The sequence below is a fragment of the Sphingobium yanoikuyae genome, assembly GCF_013001025.1.
GTDB lineage: Bacteria > Pseudomonadota > Alphaproteobacteria > Sphingomonadales > Sphingomonadaceae > Sphingobium > Sphingobium yanoikuyae_A.
In genome coordinates this window covers 3,554,127-3,579,903 of the sequence record NZ_CP053021.1, presented here as the reverse complement: position 1 = coordinate 3,579,903, position 25,777 = coordinate 3,554,127, and the positions used below count along the sequence as shown (strand labels likewise).

Annotated in this window: 19 protein-coding genes; 7 read left to right on the top strand and 12 right to left on the bottom strand. The window is 66.9% G+C overall.

The window, feature by feature from the left end; translation table 11 throughout:
- Positions 1 to 24 precede the first annotated feature (24 nt).
- From HH800_RS17280 to HH800_RS17245, 8 genes are all read right to left on the bottom strand, one after another.
- Complete coding sequence (locus HH800_RS17280; protein ID WP_136188082.1) at positions 25 to 855, bottom strand: fumarylacetoacetate hydrolase family protein; 831 nt, start codon at positions 853 to 855, stop codon at positions 25 to 27.
- On the bottom strand, positions 855 to 1,775 hold the full coding sequence (locus HH800_RS17275; RefSeq protein WP_169861827.1) for a VOC family protein: 921 nt from the start codon (positions 1,773 to 1,775) through the stop codon (positions 855 to 857). The genes HH800_RS17280 and HH800_RS17275 overlap by 1 nt, the downstream gene beginning before the upstream one ends.
- Positions 1,772 to 2,200: a GlcG/HbpS family heme-binding protein gene (locus HH800_RS17270; RefSeq protein ID WP_017500687.1), complete on the bottom strand. Its 429-nt coding sequence runs from the start codon at positions 2,198 to 2,200 to the stop codon at positions 1,772 to 1,774. The genes HH800_RS17275 and HH800_RS17270 overlap by 4 nt, the downstream gene beginning before the upstream one ends.
- A complete protein-coding gene (locus tag HH800_RS17265; protein ID WP_169861826.1) occupies positions 2,197 to 3,705 on the bottom strand; it encodes a bifunctional 3-(3-hydroxy-phenyl)propionate/3-hydroxycinnamic acid hydroxylase in 1,509 nt (502 codons plus the stop codon). Before HH800_RS17265 ends, HH800_RS17270 begins: the two co-directional genes overlap by 4 nt.
- Before the next feature lie 16 nt (positions 3,706 to 3,721).
- Entirely contained in the window at positions 3,722 to 4,957 is a 1,236-nt protein-coding gene (locus tag HH800_RS17260; RefSeq protein ID WP_169861825.1) for an amidohydrolase family protein, read from the bottom strand.
- A gap of 80 nt (positions 4,958 to 5,037) precedes the next feature.
- A complete protein-coding gene (locus tag HH800_RS17255; protein ID WP_010338918.1) occupies positions 5,038 to 5,934 on the bottom strand; it encodes a LysR family transcriptional regulator in 897 nt (298 codons plus the stop codon).
- 42 nt (positions 5,935 to 5,976) lie between these two features.
- A complete protein-coding gene (locus HH800_RS17250) occupies positions 5,977 to 6,585 on the bottom strand; it encodes a response regulator transcription factor (protein ID WP_037509187.1) in 609 nt (202 codons plus the stop codon).
- Positions 6,578 to 8,188: a sensor histidine kinase gene (locus tag HH800_RS17245; RefSeq protein ID WP_169861824.1), complete on the bottom strand. Its 1,611-nt coding sequence runs from the start codon at positions 8,186 to 8,188 to the stop codon at positions 6,578 to 6,580. Before HH800_RS17245 ends, HH800_RS17250 begins: the two co-directional genes overlap by 8 nt.
- Positions 8,189 to 8,414: 226 nt before the next feature.
- Here HH800_RS17245 and HH800_RS17240 point away from each other — a divergent pair, with 226 nt between their 5' ends.
- Genes HH800_RS17240 through HH800_RS17230 form a run of 3 tightly spaced genes read left to right on the top strand, consistent with a single transcriptional unit; the run spans position 8,415 to position 12,093 of the window.
- Complete coding sequence (locus tag HH800_RS17240) at positions 8,415 to 9,503, top strand: flagellin (protein WP_169861823.1); 1,089 nt, start codon at positions 8,415 to 8,417, stop codon at positions 9,501 to 9,503.
- A 51-nt stretch (positions 9,504 to 9,554) separates the two neighbouring features.
- Positions 9,555 to 10,484 carry a polysaccharide deacetylase family protein gene (locus HH800_RS17235; protein WP_169861822.1) on the top strand — a complete coding sequence of 310 codons (930 nt, stop codon included), beginning with the start codon at positions 9,555 to 9,557 and terminating at the stop codon, positions 10,482 to 10,484.
- Between the two features lie 49 nt (positions 10,485 to 10,533).
- The gene (locus HH800_RS17230; RefSeq protein WP_235681909.1) at positions 10,534 to 12,093 is read left to right on the top strand and encodes a right-handed parallel beta-helix repeat-containing protein; all 1,560 of its coding nucleotides are present in this window, start codon (positions 10,534 to 10,536) and stop codon (positions 12,091 to 12,093) included.
- Between the two features lie 50 nt (positions 12,094 to 12,143).
- Here HH800_RS17230 and HH800_RS17225 read toward each other — a convergent pair whose 3' ends face one another.
- The 3 genes from HH800_RS17225 to HH800_RS17215 are packed head-to-tail and all read right to left on the bottom strand — an operon-like array spanning position 12,144 to position 17,200.
- Positions 12,144 to 13,169, bottom strand: coding sequence for a zinc-dependent alcohol dehydrogenase (locus tag HH800_RS17225; protein ID WP_169861820.1), 1,026 nt, complete (start codon positions 13,167 to 13,169; stop codon positions 12,144 to 12,146).
- A 45-nt stretch (positions 13,170 to 13,214) separates the two neighbouring features.
- Positions 13,215 to 15,887 carry an HAD-IC family P-type ATPase gene (locus tag HH800_RS17220; protein ID WP_169861819.1) on the bottom strand — a complete coding sequence of 891 codons (2,673 nt, stop codon included), beginning with the start codon at positions 15,885 to 15,887 and terminating at the stop codon, positions 13,215 to 13,217.
- Between the two features lie 50 nt (positions 15,888 to 15,937).
- Complete coding sequence (locus HH800_RS17215; protein WP_169861818.1) at positions 15,938 to 17,200, bottom strand: phospholipase A; 1,263 nt, start codon at positions 17,198 to 17,200, stop codon at positions 15,938 to 15,940.
- A 302-nt stretch (positions 17,201 to 17,502) separates the two neighbouring features.
- Here HH800_RS17215 and HH800_RS17210 point away from each other — a divergent pair, with 302 nt between their 5' ends.
- The 4 genes from HH800_RS17210 to HH800_RS17195 are packed head-to-tail and all read left to right on the top strand — an operon-like array spanning position 17,503 to position 23,880.
- The gene (locus HH800_RS17210) at positions 17,503 to 18,912 is read left to right on the top strand and encodes an efflux transporter outer membrane subunit (RefSeq protein WP_169863363.1); all 1,410 of its coding nucleotides are present in this window, start codon (positions 17,503 to 17,505) and stop codon (positions 18,910 to 18,912) included.
- Positions 18,909 to 20,000, top strand: coding sequence for an HlyD family secretion protein (locus tag HH800_RS17205; protein WP_069335637.1), 1,092 nt, complete (start codon positions 18,909 to 18,911; stop codon positions 19,998 to 20,000). Before HH800_RS17210 ends, HH800_RS17205 begins: the two co-directional genes overlap by 4 nt.
- Complete coding sequence (gene rbbA / locus HH800_RS17200) at positions 19,997 to 22,747, top strand: ribosome-associated ATPase/putative transporter RbbA (RefSeq protein ID WP_169861817.1); 2,751 nt, start codon at positions 19,997 to 19,999, stop codon at positions 22,745 to 22,747. Before HH800_RS17205 ends, rbbA begins: the two co-directional genes overlap by 4 nt.
- Positions 22,748 to 22,752: 5 nt before the next feature.
- Positions 22,753 to 23,880, top strand: coding sequence for an ABC transporter permease (locus HH800_RS17195; protein ID WP_169861816.1), 1,128 nt, complete (start codon positions 22,753 to 22,755; stop codon positions 23,878 to 23,880).
- 15 nt (positions 23,881 to 23,895) lie between these two features.
- Here HH800_RS17195 and HH800_RS17190 read toward each other — a convergent pair whose 3' ends face one another.
- Complete coding sequence (locus HH800_RS17190; protein ID WP_169861815.1) at positions 23,896 to 25,548, bottom strand: hypothetical protein; 1,653 nt, start codon at positions 25,546 to 25,548, stop codon at positions 23,896 to 23,898.
- Positions 25,549 to 25,777 lie beyond the last annotated feature (229 nt).

Here is a 25,777-nt window from a genome sequence, read left to right as displayed (position 1 = left end):
CCCCGGTATGCGGGTTGATGATTGTTATTGTTCGTCGATGATGCGGTTGCTGAGCGTGCCGATGGTGCCGATGGTCACTTCGACCTTGTCACCGGCCTTCATGTAGAGCGGCGGGGTGCGCTTATCGCCGACGCCGCCGGGCGTGCCGGTGGCGATCACGTCGCCGGGGCTCAACGGCGTGAAGGCGGTGACATATTCGATGACCGTGGGAATATCCCAGATCATGTCGCTGACCGGCTGGTCCTGCACCAGTTCGCCATTGAGGCGGGTCTGGACGCGCAGCGCGGCAAGATCGTCAATCTCTTCGGGCGTCACCAGCGCCGGGCCGAAGCCGCCGGTGCCGGGAAAGGTCTTGCCCGGCGTGAACTGGATATTGTGGCGCTGCCAGTCGCGCGCGCTGCCATCGTTGAAGGCGGCGTAGCCGGCGACATAGTCCCAGGCGTCGGCGGCCGCGACCTTGTGCGCGGGCTTGCCGATCACCAGCGCCAGTTCGCCTTCATAGTCGAAGCGTTCGGTCACGGCCGGCTTCACCATCGGCTGGCCGTCGGCGATCAGGCTGTCGGCATAGCGCACGAAGATCGCTGGATGCGCCTTCTGCTCGCGGCCGGTTTCCTTGACATGCTCGGCATAGTTGAGGCCGACGCACAGGATCTTGGCGGGGTCGGGGATCACCGGCAGCAGCACGACATCGGCGGCGGCATAGGATGCGCCATCGGCCAGGCCCGACAGGCTGCCGTCGGTCAGCGCGGCCTTCAGGCTGGGCGCCGCATCGGTCGCCAGCTCGACGATCGTCTCGCCCTCGATCCGGCCGAAGCTGGGGGTGCCGTCGGGACGGCGGAAACTGACATAGCGCATCAGGCTTGTTCCTCGTTGATCAGGTCTTGCGGTTGGATCAGGGGCTGGGCGTCCCAGTCGCGGCGATGGCGGAATTTCTCCTCGGCGGCGCGCAGGCCGGCGAAGTCCTTGTCGGACATGCCCCACTGGTCGATCCGGCCCTCGGGCCAGGTCCAGTCCTCCGGCGCGCCGGCCTGATAATCCTCGGCCACCTTTTCCACGGCGGTCGAAAATTCGATCACCGGGCCAAAGGGGGCGATGAAATAGGCAAAGACATTGGCGCCCGGACCATGGCGACCCGGCCCCCAGGCGGGGACCATGTCATGGTCGCGCAACCGGCCGATGCCGCGCATCACTGCGTCCATGTCCGCCATTTCGAAGGCGATATGGTTGAGCGAGGGGAAGCCGGCGCGGGCGAAGGCGGTCGAATGATGCGAGTCATTGCAGCGCACGAACACCATGCCCTTGGTCCGGTCCGAGACGCGAAAGCCCAGCGCCTGCTCGACCAGATGGCCGGTTGCCTCCGCGTCGGCGCTGTTGAAGACGACATGGGTCAGCTTCACCGGCAGGTCGGCGCCCGCGATCGGTGCGACTTCCTCGGAATCGACCAGGAAGCGCAGCAATTCGCCCTCGGCCAGTTCGACGATGATGCCATGGCCGCCGCCCAAATCTTCCGACACAGTCGGCGTCGCGGGCAGGCCGGCGGCGGTGACGCTGCGCTTCAGCTGCTCCAACCGGTCGGCGGTGCAGACGAAGGTCGTCGAGCGGACATAGGCGTCCGCCGATTCCGTCAGCGCCACGAGATAGGGATAGCTGCCCGATCCGCGCAGATAATGGGTCTCGCCCTCTTGCGCCGCCGGGGCCATGCCCCAGATGTCGGTCAGGAAGGCGGCGGCCTCACCCGCATGGGGCAGCGCCAGTTCGATGCTGCGCAGCTTCATTTTCTGTCTCCGTGGAAAAGTCCGGCGGCGTCAATGCCGGCGATGGCGCAGGCCTCGTCGCACTCGCCGGTATCGCCGCTGATGCCGACCGCGCCGACCAGCGCGCCGTCCGCATCGCGGATCAGTACGCCGCCCGGCGAAAAGGCCATCTGGCCGGTGGCGGCGGCTATGCTCTGGAAAAAGACAGGGTTGGACGCGGCGCGGGTGGCCAGCACCCGCGTATCCGCGCCCATCCCCAGCGCACCCGAGGCTTTGGCCTTCGCGATGTCGAAACGGAACAGGCTGGCGCCATCTTCGCGGGCGAAGGCGACCGGATGGGCGCCGGCATCCAATATGATGACGGCCAGCGGCTGGGCGCCATCGGCGCGCGCCTTGGCGAGCGCGGCGTCGATGATGGCACGGGCCTGCGCGAGCGAGAGGGTCATGCGGCAATCTCCTGCCGGGCGGTGCCGGCGATCAGCGCGTCGCGCCGGGCGATCAGCTCTGCGGGCGCGCCAGTGCCGAAGACATAATGGTCGGGGCGGACCAGCACCGCCTCGGCGCCGCGCGCGTCGAGCCAGTCGGCGACATGACCGTCATCGCCCAGGTCCGCCACATCGACGACGGCTACGTCACCGCCGACAACCGGCTGGCGGGTGAACAGGCGCCAGCCATCGCCGGTCACATCGTCCAGCAGCCGGTCGCCGACGCGCGGCTGGATGAAGCGTTCGCCCGCGCCCGGCGTTCCGGTGGCGATGATGCCGGTGGCGATGGCGGGGATCAGGTCGGCGGCCGTGCCGCTCTGGGCGCCCTTGGCCGCTTCGCGCAGCTGATGGTCGCGCGCGGTGGCGGCGTCGGGGTCGAGCACGCAGATATAGCGACCCGCGCCCACGGCGGCGGAGATGACGGCGCGGACATGGGGATCGCGCTCTGGCTGATAGCTGTCGAGCAGCGTTTCGGGCGCCTTGCCCGCCAGCACCAGCTCCAGCTTCCAGGCCAGGTTCGCGGCATCGCGCAGGCCATGGCACATGCCCTGGCCGAAAAAGGGCGGCGTCTGGTGCGCGGCATCGCCGGCCAGGAAGACGCCGCCCTGCCGCCACCGCTCGGCGATCAGGCCATGGAAACGATAGGTGGCGGCGCGCACCACCTGGTGCGGCACGCCGTCGAGATAAGGGGCTACCAGCGCGGCCACGGCGTCTGGCTGCATCATCGCCTGGTCGTCTTCGCCGGGCAGCAGCATGAATTCCCAGCGGCGATGATTGCCGCGCCCCGGCACGATGGTGGCCGGGCGCTTGGGATCGCACATCATCACCGACAATTTCTGCAGGTCGGCCGCTTGCGGCACGCCCCACAGGTCGGGGAAGCGGACCGGGCCATCGACCTCGGCATCGACCACCAGCCAGGGTTCCTCGAAATCGAGATCATCCAGGCCGATGTCGAGCGCCTTGCGCACCGCGCTGCGGGCGCCGTCGCAGGCGACGACATAGCGGGCGCGGACCTGCTCCTCGCCGGCGTCCGACCGCAGCGTCAGCGTGACGCCGTCCTCGTCCTGCGCCAGCGCCTCGAACGCGGTGCCCAGCGACAGCTCGACATTGGGATAGACGTCCAGCGCATCGCGCAGATGGTCTTCCAGTTCGGGCTGGTAGAAGAAATAATCGTTGGACCAGCTGAAGGGGCGGGGGCGGCCGACCGTGCCCATATAGCGGATCACGCCATGATCGGCGCCGACGTGCAGATGGCCTTCGGTATCGCGCATGTCCGGGGCGACCCGGTCGATGACGCCGGCCGACTGGAACAGGCGCATCATCTCATGGTCCAGATGGACCGCGCGGGGCAGGGGATAGGGGTTGGCCTCGCGCTCGATCACCAGGACCGAGACGCCCGCCTTCCCAAGTAAATTGGCCGCAAAGGCCCCCACCGGCCCGCAGCCGATGATCGCAACATCGAACATGAAAGCGTCTTTCCGGTCAGACCGTCAGGGGCTCGGGCACGGGGGATTTGTGCATCCGCCCACCCAGCATGATCATCTTGATATTGGCCGCATCCTGCAGCAGGCGGACGTCCGTGGTCGGATCACCCTCGACCAGCAGCAGGTCGGCGAGATAGCCCGGCTTCACCTGGCCGACGGGCTGATCCATCAGCTCGCCGCCCAGCATGGTGGCGGCATGCAGCGCCTCGGCCGGGGTGAAGCCATAATAGGTGACGAAATGTTCCAGGTCGCGGGCGTTGCGGCCATGGGGGTTGAAGGGGAAGCCATAGTCGCCGCCGGGCAGGACGCGCACGCCGCGCGCCTTCAATTTGGGCACCAATGTCTTTTCCAGTTCCAGCCGCTCGGCCGCGCTCGCCTTCATCGACGCCATATTGATATGGGGCGGCGGATTGGCCTCCAGCGCGGCGACCGATACGCCGGGACCGGGGGCGTAGAAGATGGCGTCCTTCTTCGCCGCCATGGCATCGACCGCCGCGTCATCGGCGAAGGAGCAATGATAGAGGATGCGGGCGCCGGCTTCGAGCGCCAGGTTGATAGCGCGCGGGCTATAGGCATGGGTGGCGATCCACAGGCCCGCGTCCTTCGCCGCCTCGCCGGCCGCGATCATCTCTTCGTCGGTATAGAGAATGTCCTGCGACGATCCGGGCTTGAGCGCATCTTCGCCCGAAATCACCAGCTTGAGCGACTTGACGCCCTCCGCCGCGCAATAGGCGACGAAGGCGCGCATCGCTTCGGGCCCCCGCCCGTTGAACACATCGCCGGTTTCGACCCCTTCCTCGCCTTCCGGGCTGCGCTCCAGCGTGGAGGGCACCAGGCGCGGGCCGGGGGTTTCGCCGGCCGCGATGGCGCGGGCCAGTTCCGGTTCGATCTGGTCGCCCAGCGCGCCGGCCGAATAGAGGCTGGTATAGCCATGGTCGAGCAGCACGCGGGCATTGCGCCAGGCGGCGACCTTCAGCTCCTCGGGCGGCAGGATGAACTGATGATAGATTTTCTCGACCGAGCTGCCCCAGGTCAGATGGGTATGGGCGTCGACCATGCCGGGCATCAGCGTCGCGCCCTGGCCGTCGATCACCATGTCGGCCTGCGCCACGTCGATCGCGGCTTCGTCGCGCAGAATGTCTGCGATGCGATCGCCCTCGATCATGACCGCGCCGGGGAAGGGCGCACTGCCGGTCCCGTCGAAAATCGCAATATTGCGGATCAGCTGCCGCACGAGGGCTCTCCCGAAGTCTCTTGTTGAATGCCCTTATGCGCCGAATTTATACGCAAGAATAATAATGATTTTTGGGAACGTCATAGCTTGGAGCTATGGATCATGATGTCCAGCAGCGCCTCGCCCAGCCGCGACAGGCGCGCGTCCTTCAGCTTTCGGATGCCGATGCTGCGCTGGAATGTCGCTTCGCGGATCGCGATCGCGCGCAGCACGCCGATCGACAGTTCGGCCGCCGCCACCTTCATCGGCAGGATGGTCAGCCGGCTGCTGTTCCGCACCATCGCTTTGGTCGTCAGCAGGGAGTCGCAGCGGATCACATCCTGTGGCACCGGCACGCCGGCCGCCATGAACAGCGCGTCGATCTGCCGGCGAAAGGCGCCGCGCGCCTCCGGCAGCACCCAGCGCTTGGCCATCATGTCGCGCAGCGAGACCTCGGCGGGCAGATGATCGTTGCGACGGCCCACGACTAGCGCGAACGGATCCTGCGCGAAGGTGATTTCCTCGATCCCCTCGGGCGGCTCCTCCAGCCCCGTGGTGACGAAGGCCAGCTCGATCTCGCCCCGGTGCAGCATGTCGGCCAGGTCATGGTCGGGCCGCTCTACCGCATGCAGCGCGAAATGGCCCATCTTGTCCTCCAGCCGGCGTACTGCGTCGGGCAGCAGGCTGACCAGCGCACCCGGCGTGCCGCCGACGCGCAGCGGGCCGGTCACGCCCGCGCGCGCCAGCCGCAATTCCTCTTCCGCGCCGCTGATCAGGCTGTCGACCGCCTCCGCCCGGCGCAGCAGCACTTCGCCCTCCGGCGTCAGGCTGATGCCGCTGCGCGACCGGGCGAACAGGGCCGCGCCGACCGACTGTTCCAGTTGCGCGATCGCATTGGACACCGATGGCTGGGAGATGTTGAGCAGCCGCGCGCCGCCGCTGATCGAGTTGGCACGGCAGACGGCGAGGAAGGTGCGAAGCGCGCGGGGATCGATCATCGGCCTAGATAGCCCGACCATCGCCGCGCACAACAAGACAATCTAGCCGTCGGTGCCGCTCGCCTCCCGCACCAGGGCGATCAGGGCGGCGGGACTGCTGGCCCCGGTCTTGGCGACGATCGCGGCGCGATGATCCTCGATCGTCTTGGGGCTCAGCGACAGGGCGGCGGCGACCATCTTGTTGCTCATCCCCTGGGCCAGGCAGTGCAGCACCTCGCGCTCGCGCGGGGTCAGCGGCGCCAGCCGGGCCAGCGCCCCGCGCCGCTGCCGGCTCCAGCGTGCGCCCTCCGCCACGGCGGCCAGCAGCCGGCCTTCGTCGATCGGCTTTTCCAGATAGTCGAGGCCGCCATAGCGGCGTACCGAATCCACCGCGCTGCTGGTGGTCGGCCAGGCGGTCATGAAGATGATCGCCACCGCCGGATCCTGCGCCCGCATCCGCTCGGCAAAGGCAAAGCCGTCCATGTCCGCCATCATCACGTCGGTGACCAGGCAATGGGCCGGCTCGTCGGCCTGGGCGCGCAGCATCGCGCGGGGCGTGTCGAACGCCTGGGTGCGATAGCCGTGCCGGCCCAGCAGCCGCGCTACCGCCCGGCCCAGATCATGATCGTCATCGACAACATGGATGATGGCGGGATCGGCCGGGTCAGTCATGGCTGGGCTCCGTGCGGGGCAGGGACAGGCTGGCGCGCGCCCGGCCCTGCGCGATGTCGCGGGTCAGCGTGCCGCCATGGGCGTCGGCGATGGCGCGCGCCACCGGCAGGCCGATGCCCATGCCGCCATAGTCGGGGGTGGGGGAAGGGACCGGGTTGGCGACATGGATCGTCACCTGATCGGCCCGGCTTTCCACGGCGATCTCGATGGTCGATCCGGGCGCCGCCAGCATCGCGTTGCGCAGTAGGTTGAGCAATATCTGGGTCAGTTCGATCTCATGCCCGGTGACCAGCAACCGCGCATCCATCGGCGGCAGGCTGATGGTGCAGCCCAGGCTGCGCGCCTCGCCGCCGACCATGCCGGCACAGTCGCGCAGCATCTGGCCGACGATGATCGGCGATGGTTCGTCGACCGCGCGCCCGCCAAAGCTGCGCAGCCGTCGCACCATGTCGGCCAGCAAAGCCGCCTTGCGATCGACCAGCTCGATGCTCTCGCGCATCTCCGCCAGGTCGGGCTGCGGATCGCGCGACAGGGCGGACAGATGCCGGGTCTCGATCGCCAGCGTCGACAGCGGCTGGCTGATCTCGTGAATGATCGCCACCGACATGGCGCGCAGCGTCTTCAGCCGTTCGGCCTGGAACAGGATGCGGTCGCGCCGGGCGATATCCTCGCGGGCGCGGATCTGCGCCTCGGCAAAGCTGCCGGCCAGATAGGTGGCGATCGCCATCGCGGCGAGGCCCATGTGCAGCGCGAAGCGGGTGGCGCTAGCCGACAATGGTGCCGACCAGGGCAGGATGATCGCGGCCGACAGGATGATCGCGATCCACGCGCCCAGCCGGCCGCAGCGCAGCCCCACCCAGATCGCGCCGATCAGCACCGGCGTGACCGCGATCTGCGGCTCGACCCGCGCCAGCCCCCAGGCGAGCAGCCAGGCAAAGACGAAGACGGCGGCCGCCTCGACCGCGCGGCCGCGCCCGATCTGCATCAGCCGCCGCGCCTCCTCATTGCGCGTGCCGATCCACAGCAGGGGCGGCGCGACCAGCAGCACGCCCAGCAGGTCGCCGACCAGGAAGGCGGCGATGGTGGTGGCGACCGGCTGGCTGGGCAGGGTGCCCGACACGCCAGGCCACAGCCATTCCCAGAAGCCGGCGGTGAAGGACACCAGCGTCGGCGCCAGCACCGCGGCCAGGCCGAAGGGCATCGGCGCGATCGCCAGTTCCGACCGGCTGCGCCGCTCGATGAAGCGCACCAGCGCGATCATCAGGCCATAGGCGGCGGGCGCGCGCGCCACCCCGCCCAGCTGGTTGAGAAATTCGGGACCGCCCCACACGATCGTGCCGGTCAGCAACTGGATCACGCATTCCTCGACGATCAGGACCGGCGTGAAGCGCGCGCCGATCCGCCACAGCAGCGCCAGCCGCACGCCGGCGGCGGGATACCAGAGGCTGAAGAAATGGGCGCCGCCCCACGGGCTGGCCGCCATATGCGCCAGCTTGAACGCGAAGGGATAGGCCAGCAGCAGCGCCACCAGCCGCCAGTCGATGGCGCGTGCCTCCAGGCGAAAAGGGCGCGGCCGGGCGCTCAGGGGGGACAGGGTGGCCATGGCCCTGTCCTAGCCCGGATCACCCGCCTGCCAAGCCGGGAAATTCCCTGCCGTTTCAATCTTATCCGGGAATTAACCGGATAGGCCGGGCGCTGTGACGCGGCCATCACGGGGACGACCGTTTGGGGGCAACGCCTTTCGGTTGCCGGGCGGCGCATTGCGACCCGTGTCGCCCGGCCCCACAGACGCCGGCATCTTCCTGCCTGGCATGGATGGAGGACATCCCATGAGCGTGATCGGAACCAACAGCGCGGCGCTGCGCGCGCAGCGGGCGATCGAGGCGGCCACCAAGGCCCAGGGCCAGGCAAGCGAGAAATTGTCGACCGGCAAGCGGATCAATTCGGCCAAGGATGATGCGGCCGGCATGGCCATCGCCCAGACCATGACCAGCCAGTTGCGCGGCATGGAAGTGGCCAAGCGCAACGCCGCCGACGCCATATCGCTGACCCAGACCGCCGAAGGCATATTGGGCGAGGTCCAGAACAGCCTGCAGCGGATGCGCGAATTGACGCTCCAGGCGGCCAATGGCGTCAACCGGCCGGAGGATCGCGCCGCGCTCCAGACCGAAATGGACCAGACTGTCGCCCATATCAACGCGCTGCTGCAGAACAGCGAGTTCAACGGCGTGAACCTGTTTTCCAACACCGCGCAGGGTGTCGCAGCCCGCGATTATAATGCGGATGGCGATCTGCTCGATATCCACGGCCCCTACAATTATCGCAACGAACTCGACCACAGTGCCGGCAGCACCGTCATCAATGTCCAGGCGGGCGCCAATGCGACGGACAATGTCGCCATCACCCTGCCGACCCTGCGCAGCAACAGCGACGATTTCACCCTGCTGGGCACCGACCTGTCGGTTGGTGGCACGATGCGCTTCGTGGGAATCAGCAATATCGACCTGACCCTGGACTATGATGTCGGTGTGGCTGCTGTGGAGCGCACCAATGATCTTGGTGGATTTGGCTGGATGGACCCGGAAGGCTATGTCGCCTTCACCGATTCCGACTATAAATCCTACGCCCAGATCGGCGTGACCGCGCAGCAAGGGCTGGCGGTGATCGATGCGGCGCTGGCGCAGATTTCGACCGCCCGCGTCAATCTGGGCGCGGCGCAGAGCCGGCTGGAATCTATCTCCAGCCAGCTCGACACCAATATCGTCAACCTCACCGACGCCCGCTCGCGGATCGAGGATGCGGACTTCTCCACCGAATCCACCGCCCTCGCCAAGAGCCAGATCCTGTCGCAGGCGGCGACGGCGATGCTGGCCCAGGCCAATGCCCGGCAACAGGATGTGCTGAAACTGCTCGAATGATCCGCGCGGCCCGGCTAGGACCGCTGCGGACATTCAGCGGGAGAGGCCGAGATGATCAAGCGGGCCATGGCCCTTTGCCTGCTGCTGGGCAGCGCAGCGGCGGCACAGGCGGGCGATCCGCCCCGGTTCGATGTCGCGATCACGGTCGATGATCTGCCTGCCCATGGCCAGCTGCCGCCCGGCACGACCCGCGCCGATATCGCCCGCCGCTTCCTGGCGACGTTGAAGGCGCATCATGTCACGGAGGCCTATGGTTTCGTCAACGCGCGCGGCCTGGCGGACGATCCGGCGTCGGACGCGGTGCTGACGCTCTGGCGCCAGGCGGGCTATCCGCTCGCCAACCACAGCTACAGCCATTTGAATCTCGACGGCGCGCCCTCGCTCGACGCCTGGCAGGCGGATGTGATCGCGGGCGAGCCGGCGCTGGAACGGCATATGGGGAAAGGGGACTGGCACTGGCTGCGTTTCCCCAACCTGTCGAGCGGCAAGGATGCGACCCGCCATGACGGCGCCGCCGCCTTTCTGAAACAGCGCGGCTATCGCATCGCCAGCGTCAGCCTGGCTTTCGAGGACTGGGATTATAGCGACGCCTATGCCCGCTGCCGCGCGCAGGGCGACGATCGCATGATCGCGGCGATGAAGCGCCATTATCTGGCCGTGGTCGATCAGGCGATCGCGCGGGCAAAGGCCAATGCGCAGCGCGTCCATGGCCGCCCGATCCCGCATGTGCTGCTGCTCCATGTCGGCGCCTGGACCGCCGACACCCTGCCCGATGTCATGGCCCGGCTCGACGCCGCCGGCGCGCGCTATATTCCGCTGGCACAGGCGGAGGCCGACCCGGCCTATGCCCAGGCCGAAGCCCTGCCGGGCGGCGGCGGCATCATCGAACGGGTGGCGCAGGCGCAGGGCATCGCTCTCCCCGCCGATAGCGCGCCGGCACCCGGAATCGACCTGCGCCAGGCCTGCCGTACCCCCGGCTGAGGCGACTTCACCTTGCATTCAGCGCGCGACCGATAGAATGGCGCGCAATATGATCATGGGTAAAAGCCGGCATGGCCGGGCGCTGACAATCTTCCTGCCTTTCCTGGTCCTGACCGCGGGTGCGACATCCGCGGCGCAGGCGACGACCTATTATGTCAACAGCGCCACCGGCAATGATCGCGCCGCCGGCACCACCGCCGACCAGCCCTGGCGCAGTCTGGCGCGGGTGCGCGACTATCCGCTGATGCCGGGCGATCAGGTGCTGCTGATGGCCGGATCGCGCTGGCAGGAGCCGCTCACCATCACCCGATCGGGCCGCTCCGGCGCGCCGATCAGCGTCGCCGCCTTCGGCGCCGGCGCACGGCCGCGCATCGACGCCGGCGGTGTCTCGCCCCATGGCGTGGGCGTCATCAACGCCGAATATGTCAGCGTCAGCGGGCTGGAAGTCACGAACGACAATCCCGCCCCGGCCCAGCGTTTCGGCGTGCTGGTCTCGGCGGTCGACCGGGGCGTGACGCGCGGCATCCGCATCAGCGACATGTATATCCACGACGTGCGCGGCGTGAATGATCGCAAGGATAATGGCGGCATCGTCTTCAGCGCGACCGGCAAGAAGCTGCCGACCCGCTTTCAGGATCTGGTGATCGAACGCAATATCGTCTGGAAGGTCGACCGGTCCGGCATTGCCGGCATCGCCGACCGGATCAGCGCCAAGGACTGGTTCCCCAGCGAAAAGATCGTGATCCGCGACAATCTGGTCGAGGATATTGGCGGCGACGGCATCGTCCCGCGCGGCACCGACGGCGCCCTGATCGAACATAATATCGTGCGCTATGCCGGTGCCCGAGCACCCGGCTATAATGCCGGCATCTGGCAGTGGAGCACCGACAACAGTCTGATCCAGCTCAACGAGGCCGCCTATACCCGCACCCGCTATGACGGGCAGGGCTTTGACAGCGACTTCAATTCGCGTCGCACGACATTGCTCTACAATTACAGCCACGACAATGCCGGCGGCTTCCTGCTGATCTGTTCGCCCGGCCGCAACGACAAGGATAATCTGGGCAATCGCGGCACCGTCGCGCGCTACAATGTCAGCCGCAACGACGCGCTGCGCATCTTCCAGCTCGCCGGCAATGTCTCCGACGTGCTGGTGGAAAAGAATGTGATCCATGTCGGCAAGGGCATGGATGTGCAGATGGTGGTGGCGACCAACTGGGATGGCTGGGCGCAGGATGTCCGCATCGTCGAAAATGACTTCAAGGTCGCCGGCACCGCCCGCTATGGCAGCGAAAGCGGCCGGTCAGGCCCCGATTACCTGATCAAGGCGGGCTTCGCCCCGGCCCAATTTATCCGCTTCCGCGACAATCGCTACTGGGGCAGCCATGTCGACCTGCCGGCCGAGGCGGCGGGCGACGTGATCCCGCCCTATCTCGATCAGCCCGCCGACTGGCAGGTGCCGGTGTTCGACCCGGCCAGGGCAGAGGGCTTTCCCGAATTCATGGCCCGGCACCGCGCCTGGATGCTGGCCATGCTGCAACGCGAACTGGGCCAGGCGGTGCAGCCGCGCCAGCCGCGCCGCATCTCCATCTTCGAAGCGCGCCGATGACCGGCGGCGCGGGCGGCATGCACCGCCCGCGCCCGGCCATCACCCGCCCGTTACAGGGTGAGCGAGATGCGCCCGTCCACCTTGCCGGCGCGCAATTCGTCCAGCACGGCGTTCACATCATCGAACGGCCGGGGCGTCACATGCGCCTTCACCTTGCCCTCGACCGCGAAGGCGATCGCTTCGGCCAGGTCGCGCCGGGTGCCGACGATCGACCCGCGCACGGTCACGCGCTTGAGCACCACGTCGAAGATCGGCGTCGGGAAATCGCCCGGCGGCAGGCCGACCAGGCTCACGGTTGCGCGCCGGCGGGTACAGGCGATCGCCTGGGCAAAGGCGGGGGGCGACACCGCCGTCACCAGCACGCCATGGGCGCCGCCGCCGGTCGCATTCTGCACTTCCGCCACGACATTGTCGGCCCGCGCATCCAGCGCCAGGTCCGCGCCCAGCGACCGGGCCAGCTCCAGCTTGCTCTCGCCAATGTCCAGCGCCACGACATGCAGGCCCATCGCCTTGGCATATTGCACGGCGACATGACCCAGCCCGCCGACGCCGGAAATGGTCACCCATTCGCCCGGCTTCGCCTCGGTTTCCTTCAGCCCCTTGTAAACGGTGACGCCCGCGCACAGGATCGGCGCCATCGTCACGAAATCGACAGTGTCGGGCAGGCGGCCGGCAAAGGGCGCGCTGGCGATCGCATATTCGGCATAGGTGCCGTTGACGCTATAGCCGGTATTATGCTGCCGCTCGCACAGCGTTTCCCAGCCGGTCTCGCAATATTCGCAGGCGCGGCAGGCATCGTGCAGCCAGGGGATGCCGACGGCGTCGCCTTCCTTCAGGTCGGTGACACCCGCACCCAGCGCCACGACATGGCCCACGCCTTCATGGCCGGGGATCAGCGGCAGGGTCGGCTTCACCGGCCAGTCGCCATCGATTGCGTGCAGATCGGTATGGCATACGCCACTGGCGACGATCTTCACCAGCACCTCGCCAGGCCCCGGCTCGGGTATCGCTATCTCCTCGATCGTCAGCGGCGCCTTGAACGTCCTGGCAATCGCGGCTCGCATGGTCGTCGGCATGATTTCCTCCTTCTTCTGCGGCTGTTGGACTGTGGATAATGGCGGTCAGATATCCTCGAACCAGGCGAGCCGATGGGCGGCCAGCTTTTCGAGTTCCAATACGGCGAACATCGCCGCGCCCAGACCGATGATCATCAGCCCGTCGGTCAGCGACAGCGGCCGGCTGTCGAAAATATCGTGCATGAACGGCGCATAGGTGAAGAGCAGCTGGGCGATCACCACCGCCACGATCGCCGCCAGCACGATCGGCGTGCCCATCGCGCCGCGCAGCGTCAGCGATCGCATGTGCAGGAAGCGCACATTGAACAGATAGAATATCTCGCCCACGATCAGCATGTTGACCACCATGGTCCGGGCGGTGTCGATGTCGTGGCCGACATGCTGGGCATAGAAGAATATCCCCAGCGCCATCGCCCCCATCAGCACCGATACCAGCATGATGCGCCACAGCAGGAAGGGGGAAAGCAGCGGCGCACCGGCGGCACGCGGCCGCCGCTCCATCGTCCCCGGTTCGGTCGGCTCGAACGCCAGCACCAGCCCCAGCGTCACCGTCAGCACCAGATTGATCCACAATATCTGCGTCGCCGTCATCGGCAGGGCAAAGCCGGCGATGATCGCGATCACCACCGCCAGCGTCTCGCCGCCATTGGTCGGCAAGGTCCAGCTGATGACCTTGCGGATATTGTCATAGACGGTGCGCCCTTCGCGCACGGCCGCCACGATCGACGCGAAATTATCGTCCAGCAGCACCATCTCGGCCGCCTCCTTGGCGGCCTCCGTGCCCTTGATCCCCATCGCCGTGCCGACATCGGCCTGTTTGAGCGACGGCGCGTCGTTGACGCCGTCGCCGGTCATGGCGACGACCAGCCCGTGCGACTGGAGCGCGCGGACGATGCGCAGCTTGTGCTCGGGGGAGGAGCGGGCGAACACATCGACATCGCGCACCCGCGCCGCCAGCGCAGCATCGTCCAGCGCCTCGACCTCGGCGCCGCTCATCGCCTGGGGATCATCGTCCAGCGCCAGTTGGCGTGCGATGGCGATGGCGGTGCCGACATGGTCGCCGGTGATCATCTTGACCGCGATGCCGGCCGACCGGCACTGGGCGATCGCCTGCCGCGCCTCGTCGCGTGGCGGATCGATGAAGCCCATCAGCCCCAGCAGCTCGACCCCGCTCTTCAGATCGTCGAAGCCGATCCGGTCGGGCGCTCCGGCGATCCGCTTGACGGCAAAGCCCAGCAGGCGTTCGCCCCGGTCGGCGGCGGCCGACAGCCGCGCGTCCCAGGCGGCGGCATCCGCGCCGGTCATCGCCAGCACCGCTTCGGGCGCGCCCTTGATGAAGATGGCGCTGCTGCCATCGAGCGCGCGATGCAGCGTCGCCATGAAGCGATAGGCGGCGTCGAACGGGATTTCGTCGATCCGCGGCCATTCGCCGCGCACATGGTCGGCGCTCAGCCCCGCCTTCATCGCCAGCGCGACCAATGCCCCCTCCATCGGGTCGCCCTGCACGGTCCAGCCGTCATCCGCTTGGCGTAGCAGGGCATCGTTACACAACAGGCCGCAGCGCAGGATTGGCGCGGCATCGGCCAGCCCCTCCGCATCGTCGCCGCCGCCAGCGACGCTGATGGCGCCCGTCGGCGCATAGCCCGATCCGCTGACATGCAGGTCGCCGCCCGGCAGCAGCAGATGGCGCACGGTCATCTCGTTGCGGGTCAGCGTGCCGGTCTTGTCGGTGCAGATCACCGACGTGGCACCCAGCGTCTCGACCGCCGGCAGGCGCCGGATCACCGCCTGGCGCGCGGCCATGCGCTGCACGCCGATCGCCAGCGTGATGGTGATGACGGCGGGCAGTCCTTCCGGCACCACGCCGACCGACAGGGCGACGATCGCGATCAGCGCATCGATCCAGTGGAAGCCGCGCGCCAGCACCGCGAACAGGAACAGGACGACCGCGCCGGCCAGCACCGACCAGGTCATCAGCCGGGCGAAATCATCGATCTGCCGCACCAGCGGCGTCTTGCTGACCTCGACCGCCTTCAGCATGCCGCTGATCCGGCCGATCTGGGTGTGGCTGCCGGTCTCGACCACCAGCCCGGTCGCCTGACCGGCGGCGACCAGAGTGCCGGAAAAGGCCATGTTGCTCTGGTCGGCGATGCCGGCGTCGGCGGCAATCAGCGTCTGATGCTTTTCCGCCGCGACCGATTCGCCGGTCAGCGCCGCCTCGTCGATCAGCAGGCCGCGGGCGCGCAGCAGCCGGATGTCGGCCGGCACCCGGTCACCTGCTTCCAGCAGCACGATGTCACCCGGCACCAGTTCCGGCACCGCCACGACGCGCCGTTCGCCGCTGCGCAGCACCATGGCATGCGGCGCGATCATGTCCTGGATCGCACCCAGCGCCTCTTCGGCCTTGCCCTCCTGGATGAAGCCGACGACCGCGTTCACCAGCACCACGGCCAGGATCACGGCGGCATCGATGCCGTGATTCAGCAGCAGCGCGATCAGCGCCGCACCCAGCAGGAAATAGATCAGCACGCTGTTGAAATGCGCCAGGAATCGCAGCAGCGGATGCTGGCGCGGCGCTTCGGGCAGGGCATTGGGGCCATAGCGCCGCAGCCGGGCCTCGGCATCGCGCTGGTCCAGCCCGGTCGCTTCGACGGACAGCGTTGCCAGCGCCTCTTCGGGCGGCAGCGCATGCCAGGCAACGGGCGGGGCAGAGGACATCGGCTTCCCTTTCAGTCGCGTCGAGCGGCCGGGGGCAAGCCACCCGGCGGTCAGCGCACCAGCGCGAAGCCGATCCGCAATCTTGTTATGGAACGATTATAGTCCAACAGGTTCTCGCCATATCCGGCAAATCCCTGAGCGAACAAATAGAGATCGGGGCCACCGCCCAGCAGGCGCGGCAGCGGATAGGACAGGTCGGCGTTGATTGCGCCCTTGCCCGATCCGAAATTGAACCGGCTGTTGGTCGACAGGCGCAGCCCATCATCATCGCCGACCTGCAGGAACAGGCCGGCATGGCCGCGATAGCGGACGATATCGGGATTGTCGGACTTGTCGCCGACATAGAAGGTCAGGCGCGGTGCCACCAGCAGCCGCCGTTCCTCGCCCAGCGAGAAGGCCGCCATCGGCGCGACATAGACGCTGTTGATGCTGCGCGACGCATCGCCGTCCCGGCCGTTGGATTCGTGCCGAAGCCCGCCCTGCAGCGCCAGCGACATGCCGTTCTTCAGCATCCGGGTCGGCGTCACATAGATGATCTCTGGCTGATAATCGATGTTGCGGAAGGGCATGGAATTGGCGCCCAGATCCCAGAACATGCGCTGGGTATAGGCGAAATGCAGGCCGTCCCGCCAGGAACTGGGCAAATGCGCGGCATCGCGCGATCCGAACAACCGATATTCGAAGCTCAACTGCAACCGGGCATCGGTATTGGTGCCGGGGCCATAGACCGCATAGATCGGCTCATAGGGCGCCAGATTGCCGATGAAGGCATTGCCGGCGCTGCGATCGGCCGGCGGCGCGACCGGCGGCGGCACCGGGGTTCCGGGCGGCGGCGGCGGCGGTGGGACAGGCACCGGCGAAGCGGCCGCCATCCGCGAGGCAGCCGCGCCATGCAGCGCAACCTGCGGCGAATTCCAGGCCGGGATCGACAGCAACGCGCCCTCGGCCATGTCGCTTGCGGCCAGTTGATAGCGCGCCTGGGCAAAGCCGCCCGGCGCAATCTCCACCGTCTCCGGCACGCCCGGCGCCCGGCGCAGCCACAGCCGGCGCGCGGCGCCATCCTGTTCCACCCGCGCCTCGACCCGGTCGGGCAGCGGCATGGCGGCGGGTGCCGTGCCCATGTTGAGGAAGCGCAGTTCCACGCTCGCCATATTCTGGTCATCGGGCAGGGCGATCCGCCCTATCAGGGTTTCTACGGGTTCCCCGGCCAGGGCGCTTGTCGCAAAAGAAGGCGACAGGACAGCCAGCAGCCATGCCAGGCTCGACCAGGGGGCGGGCAAGTGTCGTGGTTGCGCGCGGCGGTTGCGGATCATCCTGCGTCCCTTGTCGCGTTGCGCCCCTCGCAACGGCGCGAGCGGTCAGGTCAGGTGCGATTGACGATACTGGTTGTGGTAGATAAACACAAATATATTAAAGGCATAAGTTATTAGTGAGTCCTTGTGATGTTCTGAAGCATCATGTCTCACAAAATCGAGAATAGATGAAGTCGGTCGATGCTATATCGATTGAATAGGGGTCCATGTTGCTCGAAAAGGGGTGCTTGGTGTCGCTTGGCAATTCCGATTTTGCGATAGGTCATGGCGTGAAGGGGAGGGTTATCCCTGAGGCCTTGACGATGCTTCTGGCTCTTTCCCTGACCGGTTGTTCCTTTGCGCCCGATTATGTTCAGCCATCCCTGCCGGTGCCCGACAGCTATGCCGTGGCGACGCCGGCCGGGGCTTCGCTGGCCGGGCGCGACTGGGAGCAGGTTTTTCCCGATCCCGAATTGCGCAGGCTGGTCGCCCAGGCGCTGGCCAATAATCGCGACATTCGCATCGCCGCCGCCCGCGTGGCGCAGGCGCGCGGCGCCTGGCGGATCGAGGGTGCCTCGCTCTATCCTCAGCTCGATGCGGTGGCGACGGGCACGCGCGGTCAGGCCTTCTACAGCCTGCCGGTGATCGGCGACCAGATCGTCGACGTGAAATCGATCACCGCCCAACTCAGCGCCAGCTGGGAAATCGATTTCTGGGGCCGGCTGCGCAATCTGAAGGAGGCCGCCCGCGAACAGTTTCTGGCGTCGGAGGAATCTCGCCGCGCGGTCGCGACCGACCTGATCGCGCAGGTTGCGCTCGGCTATCTGCTGGAGCGCGAATATGAGGAGCGCGCCGCCCTTACCCAGCAGTCGATCACCACCCGGCAGGAAACGCTGCGCATCATGCGCCGCCGCTATGAGGTGGGGTCGGGGTCGAAGCTGGACCTGGCCCAGTCCCAGGTGCTGCTGGCGCAGGCGGACACCACCATGCATGTGCTGAACCTCGACCGCGCGGTCAATCGCAATGCGCTGGCGCTGCTGGTCGGCCAGCCGGTGGAGATTGCGCCCGGATCGCTGCGGCTGGCCGGGCCGGGCGGCGATTATCAGGTGCCCGCCGGCCTGCCGGCCGAACTGCTCACCAACCGGCCGGACATCGTTGCCGCCGAGCATCAGCTGCGCGCGGCCAATGCTAATATCGGTGCCGCCCGCGCCGCCTTCTTCCCCAATATCAGCCTGACCGGCGCCTATGGCACGACCAGCCCGGATCTGGACGGGCTGTTCGGCGGCAATAGCGAGGTGTGGAGCTTTTCGCCGATGATCCGTCTGCCCCTGTTCAACGCCGGCCGGCTGAAGGGCAATTTGGACGTGGCGCAGGCGCGCCGGGATGAGGCCGTCGCTACCTATGAAAAGACGATCCAGTCCGCCTTTCGCGATGTGTCTGACGCGCTGGTCCGGCGGCGCCAGATCGCCCTGCAGATCGGCACCACGCGCCAACTGGTCGATGCCCAGCGGGAACGGGCGCGCCTCGCCCAACTACGCTTCGACAATGGCCGCTCCACCTATCTCGAAGTGCTCGATGCCCAGCGCGACCTGTTCGATGCGGAACAGGCGCTGGTCCAGCTTCGCCGGGGGGAACTCTCCAGCATCGTCAGCCTCTATGCTGCCCTCGGTGGTGGCTTTGTTGTCAATCGCGGCATCGCGGCCGCCCCGTCCGGGAACCAGGGGGAACCATGAGCATGAACAAGCGCTGGATCGTCAGGGGCCTGATCATCGCGGCGGTGGCCGGCATTGCCTTCCTGCTCTGGACGTTGCTGAAGCCGGCCGGCCTGCCCGAAGGCATTGTCGGCGGCAACGGCCGGCTGGAAGCGACAGAAATCGACGTCGCCTCCAAATCCGCCGGGCGGATCAAGGATATCGTCGCGGATGAGGGGCAACTGGTGAAGGCCGGCGAGATCGTCGCCCATATGGATGTCGATGTACTGGACGCACAGCGGACCGAGGCCGTCGCGCAACTGGCAGAGGCGCAGAATGCCGTCCTCGTCGCCCAGACCCAGGTCGCCCAGCGCGAGAGCGAGAAGGCCGCGGCCCAGGCCGTGGTGCGCCAGCGCATCGCCGAACTCAACGCCTCGCGCAAGCGCCTCGCCCGGTCCGAAACCCTGGCCCGCGAAGGCGCGACCGCAGTGCAGGAACGCGATGACGACGCCGCCCAGACCGAAGGCGCCGCCGCCGCCGTAGAGGCGGCCCGTGCCCAGCTTGCCTCGGCCGAGGTCGCCATCACCAATGCCCGCAACCAGGTGATCGGATCGCGATCCCGCGTGGAGGCCGGCCGTGCCACCATCCAGCGGATCGAGGCGGACATCAACGACAGCAGCCTGCGCGCGCCACGCGACGGCCGCGTCCAGTATCGCGTCGCCCAGCCCGGCGAGGTGGTGACGGCCGGTGGCCGGGTGCTGAGCCTGGTCGACCTGTCCGACGTGACGATCAGCTTCTTCCTGCCCGCTACCGCCGCCGGCCGTGTCGCCATCGGCAGCGAGGCGCGGATCGTGCTCGATGCCATTCCCGACTATCCGATCCCGGCGCGGATCAGCTTCGTCGCCGACGTCGCCCAGTTCACGCCCAAGACGGTCGAAACCCAGAGCGAGCGCGAGAAAATGATGTTCCGGGTCAAGGCCCGGATCGATCCGGCGCTGCTGCGCAAGCATATCGCCCAGGTGAAGACCGGCCTGCCCGGCATGGCCTATGTCCGGATCAATCCGGGCGTTGCCTGGCCCGCCTCGCTCGCGGTCCGCGCCCTTCCCGAAGGATCGCGGGCGGTCCAGTGAACCAGCCCGCCCCCATCGGCGCGCCAACGGTCGATCCGGTCGTCCGCCTGTCCGGCGTCCGCCTCCATTATGGCAAGACGCAGGCGCTGCGCGGCATCGATCTCGACATACCGGGTGGGCGGATGATCGGCCTGATCGGCCCCGATGGCGTGGGCAAGTCCAGCCTGCTCTCCCTCGTCGCCGGCGCCCATGTCATCCGGGATGGCGATGTCCATGTGCTGGGCGGGGACATGCGCGACAAGCGCCATCGCAGCGATGTCTGCCCGCGCATCGCCTATATGCCGCAGGGGCTGGGCAAGAATCTCTATCCCACCCTGTCGGTCGAGGAGAATCTGCAGTTTTTCGGCCGCCTGTTCGGCCATGACGGGGCGGAGCGGCGAAGGCGGATCGATGCGCTCACCCGCGCCACCGGCCTCGACCCATTCCTTGCCAGGCCGGCGGGCAAGCTGTCGGGCGGCATGAAGCAGAAGCTCGGCCTGTGCTGTGCGCTGATCCATGATCCCGACCTGTTGATCCTGGACGAGCCGACCACCGGCGTCGATCCGCTGGCCCGCGCCCAATTCTGGGATCTCATCAACGACATCCGCCAGACCCAGGCGCAGATGAGCGTCATCGTCGCCACCGCTTACATGGATGAGGCGCAGCGTTTCGACTGGCTGGTGGCGATGGATGACGGGCAGATCCTCGACACCGGCACCCCGGCTGAGATTTTCGCGCGCACCGGCACCAGTTCGCTGGAGGAGGCCTTCATCGCGCTGCTGCCCGAGGAGAAGAAGCGCGGCCATGAGCCGGTCATCATCCCGCCGCTCGAAGCCAGCGAGGATGACATCGCGATCGAGGCGCAGGGCCTGACCATGCGCTTTGGCGATTTCACCGCGGTCGATCATGTCAGCTTCCGCATTCGCCGGGGCGAGATATTCGGTTTCCTGGGGTCCAATGGCTGCGGCAAGTCGACCACCATGAAGATGCTGACCGGCCTCTTGCCCGCGACCGAGGGCAAGGCCTGGCTGTTCGGCAATGCAGTGGACCCGGACGACATGTCTACGCGCAAGCGGGTCGGCTATATGAGCCAGGCCTTCTCGCTCTACACCGAACTCACCGTCCGCCAGAATCTGGAATTTCACGCCCATCTCTTCCATGTCGCGCGCGAGGATATTCCCGCCCGCGTCGCGGAAATGGCCGATCGGTTCGATCTTGGTCCGGTGATGGAGGAACTGCCCGACAGCCTGCCGCTCGGCATCCGCCAGCGCCTCAGCCTTGCGGTGGCGATGGTCCACAAGCCGGAACTGCTGATCCTGGACGAGCCGACCTCCGGCGTCGATCCGGTGGCGCGCGACGGCTTCTGGCGATTGCTGGCGGAGCTGTCGCGCCGCGACAAGGTGACGATCTTCATCTCCACCCATTTCATGAACGAAGCGATGCGCTGCGATCGCATGTCGATGATGCATGCGGGCCATGTGCTGGACAGCGATGCGCCCGCGCGCCTGATCGAGAAGCGCGGCGCGCCCGATCTGGAACAGGCCTTCATCGGCTATCTGGTCGATGCCGGCGGCGACACCCGCCCGCCCGACGAGGAAAGCGCGCTCAAGGACATGGCGCAGGCGGAACATGGCACGATAAGGCGCGGCTTCAGCCCGCAACGCGCGCTCACCTATGCCTGGCGCGAGATGCTGGAACTGCAGCGCGATCCGGTCCGTGCGACGCTCGCGCTGATCGGTTCGCTGATCCTGATGCTGGTGATCGGCTTCGGCATGACCACCGACATCAACGAGCTGAACTATGCCGTGCTGGACCGCGACAACAGCATCCTCAGCCAGAATTATGCGCTCGACATTTCCGGCTCCTCCTATTTCGTCGAACATGCGCCGATCCGCGATTATGATGATCTCGACCGGCGCATGAAGGATGGCGAACTGGCGCTGGTGATCGAGATTCCGCCGGGCTTCGGCCGGGATATCACGGCCGGGCGGCAGGTCACGGTCGGCGCCTGGTTCGACGGCGCCAATCCACAGCGCGCCGAAACGGTGCAGGGCTATATCCAGGGGCTGCACCAGCATTGGCTGAGCCAGCAGGCGGCCGCGCGCGGCAGCGCGGTCGGCAGCAGCTTCTCGATCGAGAACCGCTATCGCTACAATCCCGATGTGCAGAGCCTGCCGGCGATGGTGCCGATCGTCATCCCGCTGCTGCTGCTCATGCTGCCGGCGATGCTGACCGCGCTGGCGGTGGTGCGCGAAAAGGAGATCGGATCGATCATCAACCTTTATGTGACGCCGGTCAGCCGCAGCGAATTCCTGCTCGGCAAGCAGCTTCCCTATGTCGTGCTGGCGCTTGTCAACTTCCTGCTGATGGTGCTGATGGCGATCTTCATCTTCGGCGTGCCGGTGAAGGGCAGCTTCCCGACCCTGCTGCTGGCCGCCGCCATCTATTGCGTCACCGCGACCGGCATGGGCCTGCTCGCCTCGGCCGTGACGCGCAGCCAGATCGCCGCGATGTTCCTGGCGATGATCGGCACGATGATCCCGGCCACCACCTATGGCGGTATGACCGACCCCGTCTCCTCGATGGAGGGCAGCGCGCGGATCATCGGCGACATCTATCCCGGCAGCCACATGTTCACCATCAGCCGCGGCGTCTTTGCCAAGGCGCTGGGCTTTTCGGACCTGGCCGGCTCCTTCCTGCCGCTCGCCATTTCCGCGCCGCTGATCGTCGGCATCGCGATCATGCTGCTCAAGAAGCAGGAGGCCTGACGCCCATGCTTGCGACGATTTCCAACATCTACCGGCTGGGCGTGAAGGAGCTGTGGAGCCTGTGGCGCGACCCGATCATGCTGGTGCTAATCCTGTTCGTCTTCACCGTCTCCATCTATACCTCGGCCAATTCCAAGCCGGAAACGCTGCACAATGCAGCCATCGCAATCGTCGATGAGGATGAATCGCCCCTGTCGCAGCGGATCGTCGCCGCTTTCTATCCGCCGCAATTCACGCTGCCCCGGATGATTGCGCCGGCGCAGATCGATCCGGGCATGGACGCGGGCGACTTCACCTTCGTCCTCCACATACCCCATGGCTTCCAGCGCGACGTGCTGGCCGGCCGGACGGCGGAAATCCAGCTCAACACCGACGCCACGCGCATGAGCCAGGCATTTTCGGGCAGCAGCTATGTGCAGCAGATCGCGACCGCCGAAGTGAATGAATTCGTCAACCGCTATCGCGCCAATAGCGTGCCAAAGGTCGACCTGGCGGTGCGGGGGCGCTTCAACCCGACGCTCAACCATACATGGTTCGGTGCGCTGGCGCAGATCATCAACCAGATCGCGATGCTGTCGATCATCCTCACCGGCGCGGCGCTGATCCGCGAGCGGGAACATGGCACGATCGAGCATCTGCTGGTGATGCCGGTCACCCCGTTCGAGATCATGCTGTCAAAGGTTTGGTCGATGGGGCTGGTCGTGCTACTCGCCTCGTCCCTGTCGATCAACCTGGTGGTGCAGGGGCTGATGCACGTGCCCGTCGCCGGATCGCTGGCGCTCTTCTTCGCGGGCGCTGCGCTGGTGCTGTTTTCCACAACCTCGATGGGCATTTTCCTCGCGACGCTGGCGCGCAACATGCCGCAATTCGGCATGCTGATGATCCTTGTCCTGCTGCCGCTGCAGATGCTGTCGGGCGGCACCACCCCGCGCGAATCCATGCCCAAGCTGGTGCAGGATGTGATGCTGTTCGCGCCGACCACCCATTTCGTCGAACTGGGTCAGGCGATCCTGTTCCGGGGCGCCGGCATTGGCGTCGTCTGGCCGCAATTCGCCGCCACCGCCGCGATCGGCATCGCCTTCTTCCTGATCGCACTCACTCGCTTCCGCCGGACGATCAGCGCCATGGCCTGATCGTCCGGCGGCTCTTCATGGCGCCAGCCGGTCCACGCTCAGGCGCCGGCCGCCATATTCGGCAAAGCCCCGGCTGCGCGGCTGGCCATCGGCTTGGGGCGTGAAGTCGATCGCGGCGGGCTTGGGGCCGCCCAGCGGTCCGAACGCCATCTGCAGCTTCATGATGCCGGGGCGGGGACCGGTCAGGCGGATGTCCGCTTCGTAGCTGGACTGGCCGCGCATGTTGATCTGCGTCGTCTCGCGCCCGCTATAGACCTGCTTTCCGTCGTCGCTGAAATCGACATAGATTTTCTCGATGGCGCCGCTCGTGCGCCGATATTGGATATGGCCTGACCGCCGGCCATAGACCTTCACGTCGATATTCTGGCTCTTGCCCGCCAGCGCCGGCAGGGTGGACAGGTCGGTATCGCCATAGGGCAAGCTGTCGGGCACGGCGCGTGGGGCGACCGCCGGCCCGGCCTTGTATCCGGGCAGGGTGACGATCTGGACCCGCTTGGTCTCGCTGCCGCGCAGCCCCTCGATCCAGGTCGCCCGGCGGCTGTCGGGATGCCAGGACATGGGCGAATGAAATACCCAGTCGACCTGGCTGCTGAGGTTCGCGCCCTGATACCCCACCTCGCGCTGCGACCGGGCGATGTCGATCAGCGCCGGCCCGACATTGCCCGGCCGCGCCGTGCGCACGCCGGTGACGGCATAGGTATAGGCGAACATGCTCAGCCCCATGTTCAGGCTGTCGGGATAGGGGCGGGGCATCAGCCCCAATATCGCCGGGTCGGTCTGCGAAAAGCGGGTGGTCATCACCATGCCCAGCCGCTCGTCGGGCGAGAAGATCGTCGTTTCGGTATAGCCCGGCGTGTCGGTGATCGGCGTCACCTTGCCGCTCGCCAGGTCCATCACCACCGAATCGGGCAGGTCGCGCTTCACCGCGCCGACCAGCGACAGGGCGCTGCCGCCATGGACGAATTGCTTCACCTCGCCGCCACGGATCGGCGACGGGATGACGCCATCGGCATGGGCGGGATCGGGGCGGAAGGGATCGCTGCTGCTGATGATCTGCGGCCGGGTGACGACATAGCCGTCCGGGCCGCGCGTCAGTTCGCCGGTCAGCACCGCGGCGGAGTAATTGGCGAGCAAGGTCGTCCAGGCGATATGGCGATTGTCCGGCGCCACCACCATTTCCGACCAGCGATGCCAGATATGCGCGCCATCGGCCACCTGCGGCGGATAGGTGACGGGCACCAGTTGCGCCTGCGTGCAATCGTCCAGGCTGGTCGGGCATTCGATCACGAAATCGCCCAGGAAGATGCGCTTATTGTCGGCAAACACCATGTAGCGGATGCCATTATCCTTCGGCCGGGCGGGAATCGTCCCGCTGAAGATCGGGCGGATATGGCTGCCATCATCGTCCATGATCGCGAGGTTGATCTGCCGCGGATCGCTCTCGCCCGGCTTGGCATAGGTCAGCAATATCCGGCCCGACGGCGTGTAGGTGGCGCTTTGCGGCCGCATGTCGGCGGGCAATGGCAGGGTGCGGATCACCGGCTGGCCGAACAGCGCGCCTTGCGCCCCAGGCCGGGCCAGGGTCGGCCCGCCATCCAGCGCCAGTCCGCCGATCAGGATGGGCAGCATCGCCAAGATGGGCAGCCGGCGGGAAGGGGGCTTGGTCACCAAATTCTCTCCTCGTTTCGGCCTTGGCCCAGGGGCACGGGGCGGCCGTCCGCTCTGCTGATGGCACCTGCCCGCCGGCCGGCAAGCGCCAATCCGTTACGCGGAAAGAGGGCTTGCCAATGCCCCGCAAAACCGGGCATTTTCCAGTCGGCGCTTCGCGAACGGGCAGGGCGAAAAGCGGGGCGGAGAGGGGAATAGCCGATTTTCAACCGACGCATCTTGCTGGAGC